This is a genomic window from Pseudomonas mosselii (assembly GCF_005796105.1).
In the GTDB taxonomy this organism is placed as follows: Bacteria; Pseudomonadota; Gammaproteobacteria; order Pseudomonadales; family Pseudomonadaceae; genus Aquipseudomonas; species Aquipseudomonas mosselii_C.
This window is the reverse complement of sequence record NZ_VAUO01000001.1, coordinates 1,073,833-1,089,831: the sequence shown is the minus strand read 5'-3', so window position 1 is coordinate 1,089,831 and position 15,999 is coordinate 1,073,833. Positions and strand designations below refer to the sequence as shown.

The window sequence follows — 15,999 nt, the reverse complement described above, 5'->3', positions numbered from 1 at the left end:
CCACGATGTCCAGGTACGCATGACCACTCCAAGACCTTCTCTCACGCTCACCTTGCTGCAAGCGCGCGAAGCCACCATGGCGTTCTTCCGCCCGGCCCTGAACGCCCACGACCTTACCGAGCAGCAGTGGCGCGTGATCCGTATCCTGCGCCAGCAAGGTGAGCTGGAGAGCCATCAGTTGGCCGAGTTGGCGTGCATTCTCAAGCCCAGCATGAGTGGCGTGCTCAAGCGCCTGGAGCGCGATGGCATCGTGGCGCGGCGCAAATCCAGCGAGGACCAGCGGCGGGTGTTCATCAACCTGACGGTCAAGGGCCAGCAGGCGTTCCTGGCCATGAGCGAAGAGATGGGCCGCAATTACGAGAAGATCCTCAGCCAGTTCGGCGAGGACAAGCTCGAACAACTGATGCAGTTACTCAACGAAATGAAGCGGATCAAGCCCTGAGGCTGCTCAGGGGTTGAGCGACAACGAGTCGTCGAGGATCTTCAGCAGCGACGCTGCACGCCGGGCGTAAACTGACGGGTCTGCATACATCAGCTCCACGTGCAAGCTGTCGATGATGCCCAGGTAGGCATCGGCATACATTTCCAGCCGCGTACCGCCGTTGTCGGCCCAGCGGTAGCGGGCGCGCAGTGCTTGGCAGAAGCCTTCGCGCACACCGTCCAGATAACGCTCGAACGCCGAAGTGACGATGGGCTTGATGTCGGCCGGTGGCAGGAAGGCTGTGCGCAGAACGAAGCGCAGGTTGGCCGAAGCCTGGTAACGCTCGGCCAGGTGCAGCACGAGCCAGTGCCCTGGGGCAATCGAGGCGGCCGCCTCATGTCCGAAGGCCGCTTCGACGAAGGCTGTCTCATGCGCCAGGGCGCGCTGGTAGGTCGCCACGAACAACGCGTCCTTGTTGGCAAAATGCGCATACAACGACGCCTTGCGCATGCCCGCCAGCTGAGCGACTTCGGTGAGCGACGAGGCGTCGTAGCCATGATCGGCAAAGTGCTCGACGGCGGCATCGCATACCCGTGCGGCAGAGGGGGAAAGCGCTTTCAACAACGTCACTCCTGCTGGGCGCGCAGGCCTGCGCGCGAATCGAGGGGCGATTGTGGTTGCCTGCGCGGCAGCGGTCAAATAGCTGGTGTGCTGCCCCATGGAAAGTACAATTTTCTCCTCGGAACGTGCATTTCTCGGCCTGTTCCGACGCCACATACTGAACGTGTCATCGAGATTTCTCGGCAGTCCCAGCCTCATCTGGCCTGCACGTTGACTATCCAACAATAACGAGACCGTTCATGAAAAAGCCCAATCCCTTGCTGGAAGACCTCAAGGCGATCCTGCCGACCATCGCCGCCAACGCTGCCGGTGCAGAACAGCAGCGCAGTGTGCCCGCCGAGAACATCGCCCTGCTCAAAGGCATTGGCCTGCACCGCGCGTTCCTGCCCAAGCCTTACGGTGGCCTTGAGATGTCCCTGCCGCAGTTCGCCCAGTGCATCGCCGTGCTGGCTGGTGCGTGTGCCAGCACCGCCTGGGCCATGAGCCTGCTGTGCACCCACAGCCACCAGATGGCGATGTTCCCGGCCAAGCTGCAACAGGAAGTGTGGGGCGATGACCCGGATGCCACGGCTAGCAGCAGTATCGCGCCGTTCGGCCGTACCGAGGAGGTCGAAGGTGGCGTGCGCTTCAGCGGCGAAATGGGCTGGAGCAGTGGTTGCGATCACGCCGAGTGGGCGATCCTGGGGTTTCGACGCAAGAATGCCGAAGGCAGCCAGGATTACTGCTTCGCCATCCTGCCGCGCAGCGACTACGAGATCCGCGACGACTGGTACGCCGTCGGCATGCGCGGCAGCGGCAGCAAGACCTTGATCGTGCGCGATGCGTTCGTCCCCGAGCACCGCATCCAGAAAGCCAAGGACATGATGGAAGGCCAGTCGGCAGGTTTTGGCTTGTACCCCGATAGCCAGATCTTCTTCGCCCCTTACCGCCCGTACTTCGCCAGTGGTTTCTCCACCGTCAGCCTCGGGGTTGCTGAGCGCATGCTCGAGGTGTTCCGCGAAAAGACCCGCAACCGCGTTCGTGCCTACACCGGTGCTGCCGTTGGGGCTGCCACGCCGGCCTTGATGCGTCTGGCCGAGTCCACCCATCAAGTGGCCGCCGCCCGCGCCCTGCTGGAAAAGAGCTGGGACGAAATTGCCGCGTACAGCGAACGCCACGAATACCCCTCCCGCGCCACCTTGGCGTTCTGGCGTACCAACCAGGGCTATGCCGTGAAAATGTGCATTCAGGCGGTCGATCGCCTGATGGAGGCGGCCGGCGGTGGCGCCTGGTTCGAAAGCAACGAGATGCAGCGCCTGTTCCGGGACTCGCACATGACTGGCGCGCATGCCTACACCGACTATGACGTCTGCGCGCAGATCCTGGGCCGTGAGCTGATGGGCCTGGAGCCCGATCCAGCGATGGTCTGAGCCGCCTGATCCACCCCAACCACAACAACAATCAGGGCAGGCCCTTGGCCTGCCTGGGAGTCCTGCATGTCCAACCAAACCGTCACTGCCCAGGCATTCGATAGCCGGGCCTTTCGCCGCGCCCTGGGAAATTTCGCCACCGGCGTCACTGTGGTCACCGCCGCAGGCCCTAGCGGGCGCAAGGTGGGGGTTACCGCCAACAGCTTCAACTCGGTGTCGCTCGACCCAGCGTTGATTTTGTGGAGCATCGACAAACGTTCCACCAGCCATGAGGTGTTCGAAGAGGCTTCGCACTTTGCCGTGAACATCCTGGCGGCTGACCAGATCGATCTGTCGAATAACTTCGCCCGCCCGAAGGAAGATCGCTTTGCCGGTATCGACTTCGAACCCGGTGTCGGCGGTGCGCCGCTGTTCGCCGATTGCGCGGCGCGCTTCGAGTGCGAGAAGTTCCAGCAGCTCGATGGCGGAGATCACTGGATCCTGGTCGGCAAGGTGGTGGCCTTCGATGATTTCGGACGTTCGCCGCTGCTCTATCATCAGGGTGCCTACTCGATGGTGCTGCCGCATACCCGCATGACCCAACGCGCCGAAGGGCATGCGCCGAGCAGCCATTTCCAGGGGCGCTTGCAGCACAACCTGTACTATCTGATGACCCAGGCGCTGCGCGCTTACCAGGCTGACTACCAGCCACGCCAGCTGTGCACCGGCCTGCGCACCAGCGAAGCGCGCATGCTGATGGTGCTGGAGAACGATGCCGGGCTGAGCCTGAACGAGGTGCAGCGCGAAGTTGCGATGCCGGTGCGGGAAATCGAAGAGGCGGTTGCCAACCTCAAGCGCAAGGGCCTGATTGCCGATGACGACGGTCGCGTGCGCTTGTCTGTAAAAGGTGTGGATGAAACCGAAGCGCTGTGGAGCATCGCCCGCGAGCAGCAGGACAAGGTGTTCGGCCAGTTCAGCGCCGAGCAGTTGGAAACCTTCAAGACGGTGCTCAAGGCGATCATCCAGATGTAGCTAAAACGACGCCCCTAGACGTCAAGCCAATTGGGGCCGCGCTGCGGCCCCGATCATTTAGCGGCGAAAGGTTAACTGACGGGTATACCCTAGGCGCTGTTGTGGTATCCCTGCCAGGTCTGCCCCAGCAGCGGGCAAGCCCGCTTCCACCCGCGACTGCACAGCGTCAGTAGACGCCTCCTGCCGGGTTGATACTGGCGGGCGCATCCTTGAATTTGCCCACCAGGCCTTGCAGCCCGCGCATCAGCACGGTGGTATCCACCCCGACTGCCACGAACGCCGCACCTAGCTCGATGTAGCGCCGCGCCAGCTTCTCGTCGGCGCTGAGGATCCCGGCCGCCTTGCCGGCCTTGACGATGCGCACGATGGCATCCTCGATGGCCGCTTGCACCTCGGGATGCCCGGGGTTGCCACGTTGGCCCATGGCCGCACTTAGGTCGGCCGGGCCGATGAATACGCCGTCGACGCCCTCGACCGCGACGATATCGTCCAGGTTGGCCAGACCCTGCATGTTCTCGATTTGCACCAGCAGGCACATTTGCTCGTCGGCCTGGTCGAGGTAGCCGGGGATGCTATTCCAGCGCGAGGCACGCGCCAGGGCGCTGCCCACGCCGCGCACTCCCTTGGGCGGGTACTGCATGGCGCGCACCAGCTGACGGGCCTGCTCGGCACTTTCCACCATCGGCACTAGCAGCGTCTGCGCGCCAATGTCCAGCACTTGCTTGATCAGCGCGGTGTCGCCGATCACCGGGCGAATGACCGGCTGGCTGGGATAGGGCGCCACGGCCTGCAACTGCGCGAGCATCCCGCGCAGGTCGTTGGGTGCATGTTCGCCGTCGATCAGCAGCCAGTCGAAGCCAGCATTGGCGGCGAGTTCGGCGCAGTAAGCATCCGCCAGCCCCAGCCACAGGCCGATCTGCGGGGTGCCGCTGCGCAGGCGTTGTTTGAAACGATTGATAGGCATGTCCATGTGCGGCTCCTCAGACGAAACGGCAGGCAATCGAGCCGAGCAGGTCGTAGTCGACATGGAAGGTATCGCCAGGGCGCGCAGCGACCGGCCGGGTGAACGAGCCGCCGAGGATGATCTGGCCCGGTTGCAGGGTGACGTCGTAGGCCGCCAGCTTGTTGGCCAGCCACGCCACGCCCTTGGCCGGGTGGTTGAGCACGGCGGCGCTGACCCCGGACTCCTCGATCACGCCGTTGCGATACAGCACGGCCGGCACTTTGCGCAGGTCGATCTCGGTTGGGCGCACGGCATGTCCACCCATCACCACGCCGGCGTTGGCGGCGTTGTCGGAGATGGTGTCGAACACCTTGCGGGTGGCTTGGGTCTGCGGGTCGACCTGCTGGATACGGGCATCGATGATCTCCAGTGCCGGGATTACCCATTCGGTGGCGTCCAGCACATCGAACACGGTGACGTTGGGGCCCTTGAGCGGCTTGCCAAGGATGAACGCCAGCTCCACTTCAACACGCGGCACGATGAAACGCTCGAACGGGATGTCGCTGCCTTCCTCGAACAGCATGTCGTCCAGCAGTGCGCCGTAGTCGGGCTCGGTGATGTTCGACGACACCTGCATGGCGCGCGAGGTCAGGCCGATCTTGTGGCCCACCAGCTTGCGCCCGTTGGCGATTTTCTTTGCGACCCAGGCGCGCTGGATGGCGTAGGCGTCTTCGATGGTGATGCTTGGGTGGTCCAGCGAGAACTGGCGCACTTGCTCGCGGGAGCGTTCGGCCTGGTCGAGGCGCTCGGCCGCTTGCTGTATGAAGGCGTTATCAAGCATGGTCAAAGTCTCAAAGTTCAGGGATTGACGAGGGCGGCCCGGGTGCGCAGCACCAGCAGGCCACCGAGGGTGATGAATACGGCCAGGGCGAACAGCGCCAGGCTTGCGCTCTGGGTGGTATCGCGCACCCAGCCGATGAAGTAGGGCGCGGCGAACGACGCGACGCTGCCCAGCGAACTGATCAGGGCGATGCCCGCCGCTTGCGTGCGGTCATTCAGAAAGGCCGGCGGCAGTTGCCAGAACATCGGCAGGGCCGTGCTTGCGCCCATGCCCGCCAGTACCAATCCTGCCAGCACGGGCCAGGGTTGCTGCGGTGCGATGCCGGCAACCGCGATGCCGGTGGCGGCCATCAACAAGGGGATGCACAGGTGCCAGCGGCGCTCGCGATGGCGGTCCGAGGAGCGTCCGCAGGCCAGCATGAACACGCACCCGGCCAGGTACGGCAGTGCGCTGAGCAAGCCGACGCTGGCATCGCTGCCGATGCCAGCGCCGTGAATCAGGCTGGGCATCCAGAAGGCCAGGGTGTTGACTGCCAGCATCACGGCGCAGTACACCGCCACCAGCAGCCAGATCGCCGGGCTTCTCACGATCCCGCCCAGGGAGGTCACGCTTTTGCGTTGCTCCTCCTGGCCGAACTGGGCCCGCAGCGCGGCTTTCTGGCGATCGTCCAGCCACTGCACCTGTTCGAAACGCTCCGGCAGTGCAGCCAGCACCACCAGGCCCAGCAGCACTACGGGCGCGCCTTCGAGCAGGAACATCCATTGCCAGCCACGCAGCCCGGCGCTGTCGTGCAGGAAGGTCAGGATGGCGCCGGACAACGGCCCGCCGATCACCCCGGCCAGCGGAACGGCAATCGCGAACAGCGCGGTGACCTGTGCGCGACGGCCCGCCGGATACCAGCGATTGAGGTACACCAGGATGCCGGGGAAAAAGCCGGCTTCCGCCGCGCCCAAGGCAAAGCGCAGCAGGTAGAAGGCGCTGCTGCTGTCAATCAGCAGCATGGCGCTCGACAGCGTGCCCCAGACCACCATCAGGCTGGCGATCCAGCGGCGTGGACCGAGGCGTTCGAGCATCAGATTGCTGGGTACGCCGAACAGCGCGTAGGCGATGAAGAACAACCCGGCGCCCAGCCCGTAGACCGTATCGGACAAGTGCAGGTCCTGGCTCATCTGGGTCTTGGCGAAGCCGATGTTGATCCGGTCGAGGTGGGCGAACAAATAGCACACCAGCAGCAGCGGCATCAGCCGCCAGGTGACCGTGCGATGAATGCTGTCGGCCAATTCGGCCTGGCCAGGCGCGGCATGTTCCAGAGTGCTCATGATTTTTTGTACTTGTTGTGTGATGAGGCGAGGGTTGCCCGGTTTCAGGCCGGGCGGTTGAACAACGGGTGCAAGGTGCTGTGCTTGGCGTCGTAGACCTGTTGGTTGCTTTCGTCGATCTGCACGGTGATGCCGATCGGGCGTTGTTGCAGTAGCGGGTCGAGGTGGCGCTTGAGCACTTGTAGCAACTGATCGCCGACTTGCTGGTGCACCTCGGCGCTGCGTCCGCTGGCCATGCGCAGGTTGGCGTACAAGAAGCCGTAGTCGCCCTTGCCGTCGGCCACTGCGCAGTGGGCGGCCGGGTAGGCCAGCACGCGGGTGCCGCCTGTGGGAAACACCGCCTTGCCGCTGGTGTCGCGTTGTTCGAGCATGCTGTCGGCCAGGGCCCGGCACAGGCCGGGGAGGTCGGCGTCGGTTTCCAGGTCAGGGGTGTAGAGCAGGACCAGGTGTGGCATCGGGAACTCCTCGTTGCAATGGCGCCCGGCCGCGTCAAACTGGCCGGGCGGGAAGGTCACAGGCGGCTGCTGGAAAGCACCTGCCCAGGGTGGGCGGCCTGCGCGGGCGGAATGCCCGAGCCGTCCTGGGGCGTGACGGGGAAGATGGCGTTGATTTGCCCCGTGCCGGAGGAGCCGAAATAGGGCGTCACCACCTCGGCCTTGGCGTCGTACTTCGACCAGCCCAGTACGCCTAGCAGCATCGCGGTATCGTGCATGAAGCCCTCGCCGTGGCCCTTGGCCGCGTACTCCGGGAGCATGCCGCAGAACGCATCCCATTCGGCGTTCTCCCACATCTGCACCACGCGCTGGTCGAGGGTTTCCAGGAACGGGCTCCAGATCTTGGTGGCGTAGTCTGGTGCTTGGCCGTTCTGGGCGAAACGGTGTGACAGCGAGCCGCTGGCGAGGAACGCCACGGTGCCGTCGTAGTGATCCTCCACGGCTTTGCGCATCGCCCAGCCCAGGCGCGCGCTGTCGGCCAGGTAGTGCGAGGTGCACAGCGCCGAAACCGAGATCACCTTGAAGTGCTGGTCCTGGTTCATGTAGCGCATCGGCACCAAGGTGCCGTACTCGGGGCCCAGGGTGGTGGCGTGGTGGGCCATGGTCTCGACGTCGAAGCGGTTACACGCCTCGCCCAGGATCAGCCCCAGTTCCTTGTTGCCGGGGAAGGCATAGGCCATGTTGCTGATGAAGTGCGGCAGCTCGTTGGAGGTGTAGACCCCCTCGAAATGCTCGCCGCACAGAATGTGGTAGTTGGCATTGACCAGCCAGTGGGTATCGAACACCACGATGGTGTCGACGCCCAGCTCACGGCAGCGGCGGCTGATCTCATGGTGCCCGTCGATGGCGGCCTGGCGAAAGCCCTGGCGCGGGCCGGGCAGCTCGGACAGGTACATGGACGGTACGTGGGTGATCTTGGCAGCGAGAGCGACTTTGCCCATGGCAATCTCCGTTCAAAGGATGTTGTTATAAAACGCAGACGAGGTCCCTGCAGGAGCGGGTTCACCCGCGAAGAGGCCAGCGCGATGGTCCGACACTCCGGTAAACCCGCCCCCACAGGACTTATCGCCCGGGCGAAATAGCGTCACACCCCCCAGCGCGGAATGTGATGGCTGCCCATGGAAATGCACACGTTCTTGATCTCGGCAAACACCTCGAAGCTGTATTGTCCACCTTCGCGGCCGGTACCGGAGCCTTTCACGCCGCCGAATGGCTGGCGCAGGTCGCGTACGTTCTGGCTGTTGATGAACACCATGCCGGCCTCGATGCCACGGGCCAGGCGGTGGGCCTTGCCGATGTCTTGGGTCCAGATGTACGAGGCCAGGCCATATTCGGTGTCGTTGGCCAGTTGCAGGGCTTCGGCCTCGTCCTTGAACGGGATCAGGCACACCACCGGGCCGAAGATCTCTTCCTGGGCGATGCGCATCTTGTTGTTCACGTCAGCGAACACCGTAGGCTGAATGAACTGCCCCTTGGCCAGGTGCGCCGGCAGGTTGGCGGGGCGCTCCAGGCCACCCGCGACCAGGCGCGCGCCTTCTTCCATGCCGATCTTGATGTAGCCCGTCACCTTGTCGTAGTGGGCCTGAGTGATCATCGAGCCTACTTGAGTCTTCGGATCGGTAGGGTCACCAACAATCAGGCGTTTGGCGCGGGCTGCAAAGGTTTCGACGAACTGCGCGTACACGCTTTCCTGGATGAAGATGCGGCTGCCGGCAGTGCAGCGCTCGCCGTTGAGCGAGAAGATGGTGAACAGCGCGGCGTCCAGGGCGCGGTCCAAGTCGGCGTCTTCGAAGATCACTACTGGCGACTTGCCGCCCAGTTCCATCGAGTACTTTTTAAGGCCCGCGGTCTGCATGATCTTGCGCCCGGTGGCGGTGCCGCCGGTGAAGGAGATTGCGCGAACGTCCGGGTGACGCACCAGGGCGTCGCCCGCGGTGGCGCCGTAGCCCTGAATCACGTTGAGCACGCCATTCGGGATGCCGGCCTCGACCGCCAGGCGGCCCAGTTCGTTGGCGGTCAGCGGCGACAGCTCGCTCATTTTCAGCACCGCTGTGTTACCCAGCGCCAGGCACGGCGCGGTCTTCCAGGTGGCGGTCATGAACGGCACGTTCCACGGGCTGACCAAGCCACACACGCCCACCGGCTGGTAGAGGGTGTAGTTGAGCATCTGGTCGTCGACCGGGTAAGTGTGGCCGTCCATGCGCGTGCAGACTTCGGCGAAGAAGTCGAAGTTATGCGAGGCACGCGGGATCAGTACGTTCTTGGTCTGGTGGATCGGCAGGCCGGTGTCGAGAGTCTCCAGTTCCGCCAGTTTCGGCACGTTCTGGTCGATCAGCTCACCGAGCTTGCGCATCAGCCGCGCACGTTCCTTGGCGGGCGTGTTGGCCCACTTGGGGAACGCTTCTTTTGCTGCTGCCACAGCCTGCGCCACTTCCTCGGCGCCGCCGCTGGCGACTTCGCAGATGGCCTCGCCGGTGGCTGGGTTGTAGTTGACGAAGGTGTCTTTACTCTCGACCTCACGGCCGTTGATCCAGTGCTTGATCATGCTGCTCATGCCTTGTTGTTCTTGAAGAAATCAGCTTCGCTGACGATCCGGTTGACCAGCCGACCGACACCTTCCACTTCCACCACCACTTCATCGCCCGGCACTACGTCGGCCAGGCCTTCCGGCGTGCCGGTGGCGATCATGTCGCCCGGTTGCAGGGTCATGAAGCTGGAGAAGTATTCGATCAGGTGCGGGATGTCGAAGATCATGTCCGCGGTGGTGCCTTCCTGCGTCAGCTCACCGTTGATCCAGGTGCGCAGCTTCAGGTTGCTGACATCCGGCACATCGGCGGCATCGACGATCCACGGGCCGACCGGGGTGGTGGCGTCACGGTTCTTCACGCGCAGGTTGGGGCGGTAGTAGTTTTCGAGGTAGTCGCGGATGGCGTAGTCGTTGCACACGGTATAGCCGGCGACATACTCCAGGGCGTGCTCGCGCTTGACGTTCTTGGCCGGCTTGCCGATGACCGCAACCAGCTCGCACTCGTAGTGCATGTACTTGACGTTGTCCGGGCGCCAGGTGACCTGGTCATGGCCGGTGTAGGTGCCCGGCGACTTGATGAACGCCAGCGGCTCGGTGGGTGGCGCGAACGCCAGTTCACGGGCGTGGTCGGCGTAGTTCAGGCCCAGGGCGAACATGCTGCCGTTGGCCGGTGGCAGCCACTGGAACTGACCGTCGGCCAGCAGGCGGCCATCGGCCAGGCGTACCTGGTTGTCGTGCTCGACGGTGACGGCGTGATCGCAACCTTCGAAACGGATACGGGCGTGTTTCATGCGGGCTCTCCGGGCTCGGCGACGATGGTGTTGGCCAGGCGGCCAAGGCCTGTGATCTGCACTTCGACGTGATCGCCTGGTTTGACATCGACACGCCCCTCCGGGGTGCCGGTGATCAAGACGTCGCCGGCGTGCAGGGTCATGAACTCGCTGAGTTCGGCAATCAGTTGGGGAATGCTTCGTACCAGGTTGGCCGTGGTGTTTTCCTGCACCACCACACCGTTGACGGTGAGGGTCAGGATCAGCTGGTGTGGGTCGGTGATGGCCGACACCGGCACCAGTTCCGGGCCGATGGCGCAAAAGCCGTCACGGCACTTGGCCTTGACGGCCGGGCGGTAGTAGCTGTCCTCAGGCAGGCTGTATTCGTTGACGATGGTGTAGCCGGCCACGTGGGCCAGAGCATCGGCCTCGCTGACCCGGCTGGCATCCTTGCCGATCACCACGCCCAGCGCGGGGCCCGGTTGCAGTCGCTCGCCTGCCGGATGGACCACGTCGGCACCGTGGGCGTTGCGGGTGTTCGGGGTCTTGATGAACAGTACCGGCTTGACCGGCGCCTGCTTGTACGGCGGCTGTTCGAACTCAGCCAGACGCTGCTGTAGCAGACCGTTGTAGTTCAGCGCTACGCCGAACACGGTGCCGTTCGCAACGTCATGCAACGCATGGCTCATGCTTTTCTCCTGGCGGTGGTGGGCAGCTCGGCTGCCCGGCAAATTCGTTAATGTGTTAATGTTATAGTTAATATGTTAACGATGGTCAAGCGACTCGCTTGTGGTATCTGCCGTGGCAGATGCACCATGGGCCGGGTCAAGCGAACAGTGGACAGGCAGCAATGAACGATCGGCATCCCATTCCGAACATCAACATCGGCCAGGTCTACGATCAGCGCTATAGCGACAGCGAGGTGCACTACGACCGTCTGGGCAACCTTGCCGGGTTTTTCGGTCGCAACATGCCGGTGCATCGGCACGACCGCTTTTTCCAGGTGCATTACGTCAAGTCTGGGACGGTGCGGGTGTATCTGGACGACCAGCAGTTCATCGAGTCGGGGCCGATGTTCTTTCTCACTCCGCCGACCGTGCCCCATTCGTTCGTCACCGAGCCTGACAGCGATGGGCATGTGCTGACTGTGCGCCAGCAACTGGTGTGGCAACTGATCGAGGCCGACGCCAGCCTGCTGCCGGCCGGTGTGCAGGTGCGTCCGGCCTGCGTGGCGCTGGGCAAGTTGCCTGCGGCGTTCATGGCGCCAGCGCGGCGTCTGGAAAGCTGGCTGGAGGCGCTCAGCGAGGAGTTCGCCAGCCTGCATCCAGGACGCGAGGCGGCGCTGCAATCGTTGACCCGCTTGATCATGATCAGCTTGCTGCGGCTGTGCCCTAACTCCCGTGAGGCGACCCCGGCGCGGCACGAGGACCTGAAGATCTTCCACCGCTTCAATGCACTGATCGAGGCGCACTACCTGGCGCACTGGCCGCTGGCGCGCTACGCCGAGCATATCGGTGTGACCGAGGCGCGGCTCAACGATGTCTGCCGGCGTATCGCCGACCTGCCGTCCAAGCAACTGGTGTTGGAGCGGGTCATGCAGGAGGCGCGGCGACTGCTGTTGTTTTCCGGCAGCTCGGTGAACGAGATCTGCTATCGGCTGGGCTTCAAGGACCCGGCTTACTTCAGCCGGTTCTTCACCCGCTACGCGAAACTCACCCCCGGCGAGTACCGTCAGCGGCAGTCGGGATTGCAGTGAATCGGCCACGGTAGGCACCTGCAAGCGTTGTCGTTGTTTGAGCGTGATCCTCGCCCCCGAGCGTGCCGGCTTGAATGGGATTTTCGTGGTACAGCTTGTACTTTCCATAGGCTGCGCTGGCGGTTGTCCTGCGGCCTCGATGGCCCTAATCTTGGCCACTGCACAGACCGCACAGGCGTTTCCATGACCAAAACCCAACCTTCGCTGACCTTGAGCCTGTTGCAGGCCAGGGAAGCGGCCATGGCGTTCTTCCGGCCGCTGCTCAATGCACATGAGCTGACCGAGCAGCAGTGGCGGGTGATCCGTATCCTCAGTCAGCAGGGGGAGCTGGAGAGCCACCAGTTGGCGCACCAAGCCTGCATCCTCAAGCCGAGCATGACCGGCGTGCTCGCGCGCCTGGAGCGCGACGGGCTGGTGAGCCGACGTAAGGCCAGCGAGGATCAGCGACGGGTATTCGTCGACCTTACCGAGCGCGGCCATGCGTGTTTCGCCTCGATGCGCGAGGGCATGGAAGCCAACTATCTGAAGATCCAGGCGCAGTTCGGTGAAGAGAAGTTGCAGCAACTGATGGGTTTGCTGAACGAACTCAAACGCATCGCGCCTTAGCGTCGCGGTGGCGGCGGGCATACGCCGCTCAAGCCTTGAAACGCTGGATCAGCCCCTGCTGACGCAGTGCCAGGTCATTGAGTGCATGGCTCAAGGCCGCGCCTTGGCCAGCCTGCTCCGACAGCGTGTTGACGACCGTGCGCACAGCCTCGACGTTGCGGTTGATCTCTTCGGCAACGCTGCTTTGCTGTTCGGCGGCGCAGGCGATCTGCACGTTCATGTCGGTGATCACGCCCACCGCCTGACGGATGTCTCCCAGTACCTGTAGCGCCTGGCGCGTCTGCTCGACGTTGTTCTGCGCCTGCGCGTTGCTGTGCTGCATGGCGGCCGTAACGTCACGGGTGCCTTGGCGCAGGTTGTCGATCACCACGCCAATCTCGTGTACCGACACCTGGGTGCGTTGGGCCAGCCCACGTACCTCGTCGGCCACCACCGCGAAGCCACGCCCGGCATCGCCAGCCCGCGCGGCCTCGATCGCCGCGTTGAGGGCGAGCAGGTTAGTCTGCTGGGCAATCGCGAGGATGACGTCGAGCACCGAGCCGATCTGTTCGCTGCTGCTTGCTAGGCTTTGCAGGCGCTGCATCGCGGCGTGCATGTCGGTCGCCAACGCATCGATGCCTTGGGTGGACTGCTGCAAGACCTGCACCCCGTTGCCGGTGGCTTGCTCGGCGTGGCGTGCGGCATCCGCCGCCTGGGCGGCGCTGTGGGTGGCGCTGTGTGCGCTGGCTGACATTTGTTGCACGGCGGTGGCCATCTGTTCGATTTCCACCACCTGCTGCTGCATGCCCTGGTCGGTCAGGCGCGCAATGCGTTGTGACTGGTCAGCCGTGTCGTGGGTGTCGTGCACCGCCTGTTGTACTTGCGCGATTACCGGTTGCAAGCGATCAAGAAAACGGTCGAATGCATCGCTCAGGCGGCCCAGCTCATCCCGGCGTGGGTAGGCCAGACGCCGGGTCAGATCGCCATCGCCTTCGGCGATGTCATGCAGCCGGCTGGCGACGTGGAGGATCGGGCGGGTCACGCGGCGCGCGGCCCAACCCATCATGACGATGCCTGCCAGCGCCAGCAGCAGGCCCAGCCCCAGCTCCCGACCGAGGCTCTCGAACTGTTGCGCCTGCATGTGCGTCTGCAGCTTCAACACGGGCGCTTCGAGCACCTGCCGCGGGACCGACACCCGAACGCTCCAGGGCTGTGCATCGTCGATCGGTTGCACCGGGACTTGCACGTCAAGCTGCTCAGCGTCGGGCGATGCTTGCCGGTTGGCAAGCGTGCCTACCCGCTGCGGCAGGGCGCTGTCGGCCGCGACCAGGCCGTTGGCGCTGAGTATCGCCAGCGCGCCGTGGCTGTCGTACAGCCCGGCGCTGGCCGCCTGGGCGTTGTTCTGCAAGGCCTGAAGGCTGATGTCTAGGCCCAGCACGCCGAGGACCTGGCCGTCGACGATCAGCGGCACGGTCACGCTGGTGACCAGGGTCGGTGTACCGCTGGAGTCGTCCAGGTACGGCTCCAGTACACAAGCGCGGGCGCTGTGCAGCGAGCAGGTGTAGAACGCATTGGCTGGCGCGCCGCTAGGCCCTGGGGTGTCGTTGCCCAGCAGTGCCTCGTCGCCTGATACCGCTTGCAACTGGCCGGCCTGTGGGCGTAGCCAGTACAGCGTGAAGCGGCCGCTGTCGTTTGCACCGAAGGCCGGCTGGCCAACGAACGCCGCATCCTGGCCATCCAGGGCATCGGGTGCGAAGGCAACGAACAGGCCGAGCAGTTCTGGGCGCTCGTCGATCGCCTCGCGCAGGACCTGCACCAGGGTCTGGCGCAAGGCGCGCGAGGCCGCAAGATCCTTACCGGCCTGGGCCCGCAAGTGCAACAGTTGGCGCGCCACACCTTGGGCGAACTCGCGGCTCTGGATGAAGCGCTGACGCAGTTGCAGCGCCTGGGCCTGCGCTTGGCCTTGCAGGTTGTCGCGTGCGGCGTCGCGCAACAGGGCGCTGGCACTGCCGGCGATGGTCTGGGCGTCACTGCGCCGTTGTTCAAGCGACAACCCGGCGAGCAGGCCGACGACGGCCATCAGGCACAGGCTGGCCAGCAGCGTGATGGTGTTCTGAATGTTCAATGCCTGGGCTCCCTTGTAGGTCTGCCCCCGCAGGCTACCGCTGCCAAGTGGCCAGCCCTAGGCCCTGGCACGGGCGCGCAAATGCCCGGCAGGCTGGTACAAGTACGTCTGTACCGGCCTGGCGGTGGCCAATTTATCCTTCAGTGGTCAGGCTGATGGCGTTTGTTCAGGCGTCGGCGTGCTCGCGCCGATAGGCGTAGGTTTCGGCGAAGCGCGAGAGCATGTAGGCACTGCACGACACCGGCGGATAGCGCGGTGGGTTGTCGGGGCCTGAGCAGTTGGGCAGGCAACTGATCTGGGTGTCCGGGTGAGGCTCTGCGAAAAACGGCATCGAGTAGCGATCGACCCCCGAGGGGCTGATGACCCGGTGCGGGGTGGAGGTGTAACGGTCGTTGCTCCAGCGCGCCATCATGTCGCCGATATTGACCACGTAGGTGCCGTCGATAGGTGGTGCGTCGATCCACTGGCCGTCGCGGCTTTGCACTTGCAAGCCGCCAGCAGCATCTTGATAGAGCAGGGTGATGCAGCCGTAGTCGGTGTGTGCCCCAGCCCCTTGCTGCTCGGCGCTGCTGGCGGCCTGGCGGGGTGGGTAATGGATCATGCGCAACACGCTGATCGGCTCGGCGAAGCGCTGGGCGAAGAAGTCTGCTTGGATATCCAGGGCCTCGGCCATGGCCTGCAACAGCACCAGCGAGAGCGCGTGCATGTCTTCATAGTGTTGTTGCAGCAGCGTCTCCCAACCGGCAATCGCAGGGTGTCGGTTAGGCCCGCGTAAGGGTTTTTGCGCCAGCACCTCGGGGTGCTCGGCGGCCATATGAAAGCCCATGTCGAACGTCTCTTTCAGGTCGCTTGGGCGACTCGGGTCGAGCTGTTCGGTGGCGATGGCGCCGTAGCCCCTGTGGTGCGTGCTCTGGGTGATGTCGATGCGCAGCTTTTCTGGCAGTGGGCGGGCGAAGAAGTCTTCGGCAGCGGCCTTGAGCGCGGCGATGCGCGTGGCCGGAATCGGGTGGCCCTTGATGTAGTAGAAACCCCAGTGCCGGCAGGCGTCGTCTATCTGACGCGCCACTGCCTGGCGGGCGCTGGGATCGTGCAGGTACAACGGGGCGATGTCGATGATGGGCAGGGTGTTCATCTGGGCTCCGTAAACAAGGAAAAACAGGCTCCCAGGCCGCGACGA

The 15,999-nt window shown here is 64.1% G+C and carries 16 protein-coding genes and 1 pseudogene; 5 read left to right on the top strand and 12 right to left on the bottom strand.

Translation table 11 applies throughout. The annotated features are described in order from the left end of the window. The first annotated feature begins 19 nt into the window (after positions 1-19). Positions 20-442 carry a homoprotocatechuate degradation operon regulator HpaR gene (gene hpaR / locus FEM01_RS04790; RefSeq protein WP_138218124.1) on the top strand — a complete coding sequence of 141 codons (423 nt, stop codon included), beginning with the start codon at positions 20-22 and terminating at the stop codon, positions 440-442. Positions 443-448: 6 nt separating this feature from the next. On the opposite strand, the gene FEM01_RS04785 is transcribed toward hpaR (FEM01_RS04790), so the two are convergent. Beyond that, positions 449-1,042 carry a TetR/AcrR family transcriptional regulator gene (locus FEM01_RS04785; protein WP_240791712.1) on the bottom strand — a complete coding sequence of 198 codons (594 nt, stop codon included), beginning with the start codon at positions 1,040-1,042 and terminating at the stop codon, positions 449-451. Positions 1,043-1,281: 239 nt separating this feature from the next. Between FEM01_RS04785 and FEM01_RS04780 the strand changes: the two genes are divergently transcribed. Both FEM01_RS04780 and FEM01_RS04775 read left to right on the top strand, forming a co-directional pair. Next, a complete protein-coding gene (locus tag FEM01_RS04780) occupies positions 1,282-2,451 on the top strand; it encodes a p-hydroxyphenylacetate 3-hydroxylase oxygenase component (protein ID WP_138218122.1) in 1,170 nt (389 codons plus the stop codon). Between the two features lie 66 nt (positions 2,452-2,517). Continuing rightward, positions 2,518-3,462, top strand: a complete 945-nt coding sequence (locus tag FEM01_RS04775; protein WP_138218121.1) for a p-hydroxyphenylacetate 3-hydroxylase reductase component — start codon at positions 2,518-2,520, stop codon at positions 3,460-3,462. Between the two features lie 166 nt (positions 3,463-3,628). Here the strand turns inward: FEM01_RS04775 and hpaI are convergent, their stop codons facing one another. The 8 genes from hpaI to FEM01_RS04735 form a co-directional block, all read right to left on the bottom strand. Next, the gene (gene hpaI, locus FEM01_RS04770) at positions 3,629-4,432 is read right to left on the bottom strand and encodes a 4-hydroxy-2-oxoheptanedioate aldolase (protein WP_138218120.1); all 804 of its coding nucleotides are present in this window, start codon (positions 4,430-4,432) and stop codon (positions 3,629-3,631) included. A gap of 10 nt (positions 4,433-4,442) precedes the next feature. Continuing rightward, positions 4,443-5,246, bottom strand: coding sequence for a 2-oxo-hept-4-ene-1,7-dioate hydratase (hpaH, locus tag FEM01_RS04765; protein ID WP_138218119.1), 804 nt, complete (start codon positions 5,244-5,246; stop codon positions 4,443-4,445). 17 nt (positions 5,247-5,263) lie between these two features. Continuing rightward, positions 5,264-6,565 (bottom strand): MFS transporter, encoded by a 1,302-nt coding sequence (locus tag FEM01_RS04760; protein WP_138218118.1) that lies wholly within the window; start codon positions 6,563-6,565, stop codon positions 5,264-5,266. A 44-nt stretch (positions 6,566-6,609) separates the two neighbouring features. After that, positions 6,610-7,020 carry a 5-carboxymethyl-2-hydroxymuconate Delta-isomerase gene (locus FEM01_RS04755; RefSeq protein ID WP_138218117.1) on the bottom strand — a complete coding sequence of 137 codons (411 nt, stop codon included), beginning with the start codon at positions 7,018-7,020 and terminating at the stop codon, positions 6,610-6,612. Positions 7,021-7,076: 56 nt separating this feature from the next. Next, positions 7,077-8,000 (bottom strand): 3,4-dihydroxyphenylacetate 2,3-dioxygenase, encoded by a 924-nt coding sequence (hpaD, locus tag FEM01_RS04750; RefSeq protein ID WP_138218116.1) that lies wholly within the window; start codon positions 7,998-8,000, stop codon positions 7,077-7,079. Positions 8,001-8,143: 143 nt separating this feature from the next. Beyond that, complete coding sequence (gene hpaE / locus FEM01_RS04745; protein ID WP_138218176.1) at positions 8,144-9,604, bottom strand: 5-carboxymethyl-2-hydroxymuconate semialdehyde dehydrogenase; 1,461 nt, start codon at positions 9,602-9,604, stop codon at positions 8,144-8,146. Positions 9,605-9,609: 5 nt separating this feature from the next. Beyond that, positions 9,610-10,377: a fumarylacetoacetate hydrolase family protein gene (locus FEM01_RS04740; RefSeq protein ID WP_138218115.1), complete on the bottom strand. Its 768-nt coding sequence runs from the start codon at positions 10,375-10,377 to the stop codon at positions 9,610-9,612. After that, on the bottom strand, positions 10,374-11,045 hold the full coding sequence (locus FEM01_RS04735) for a fumarylacetoacetate hydrolase family protein (RefSeq protein ID WP_138218114.1): 672 nt from the start codon (positions 11,043-11,045) through the stop codon (positions 10,374-10,376). The genes FEM01_RS04740 and FEM01_RS04735 overlap by 4 nt, the downstream gene beginning before the upstream one ends. Before the next feature lie 161 nt (positions 11,046-11,206). Here FEM01_RS04735 and hpaA point away from each other — a divergent pair, with 161 nt between their 5' ends. Beyond that, complete coding sequence (gene hpaA / locus FEM01_RS04730) at positions 11,207-12,112, top strand: 4-hydroxyphenylacetate catabolism regulatory protein HpaA (protein WP_138218113.1); 906 nt, start codon at positions 11,207-11,209, stop codon at positions 12,110-12,112. Between the two features lie 183 nt (positions 12,113-12,295). Next, positions 12,296-12,718 carry a homoprotocatechuate degradation operon regulator HpaR gene (gene hpaR, locus FEM01_RS04725; RefSeq protein ID WP_138218112.1) on the top strand — a complete coding sequence of 141 codons (423 nt, stop codon included), beginning with the start codon at positions 12,296-12,298 and terminating at the stop codon, positions 12,716-12,718. 28 nt (positions 12,719-12,746) lie between these two features. On the opposite strand, the gene FEM01_RS24640 is transcribed toward hpaR (FEM01_RS04725), so the two are convergent. The 3 genes and pseudogenes from FEM01_RS24640 to FEM01_RS04715 all read right to left on the bottom strand — a co-directional run bounded on the left by FEM01_RS24640 (position 12,747) and on the right by FEM01_RS04715 (position 15,954). Next, positions 12,747-13,472, bottom strand: coding sequence for a methyl-accepting chemotaxis protein (locus tag FEM01_RS24640; protein ID WP_416781918.1), 726 nt, complete (start codon positions 13,470-13,472; stop codon positions 12,747-12,749). Positions 13,473-13,604: 132 nt separating this feature from the next. Further along, positions 13,605-14,777: pseudogene (locus FEM01_RS24635) on the bottom strand (HAMP domain-containing protein); the annotation flags it as partial. Between the two features lie 211 nt (positions 14,778-14,988). Continuing rightward, entirely contained in the window at positions 14,989-15,954 is a 966-nt protein-coding gene (locus tag FEM01_RS04715; RefSeq protein WP_138218111.1) for an isopenicillin N synthase family dioxygenase, read from the bottom strand. Positions 15,955-15,999 lie beyond the last annotated feature (45 nt).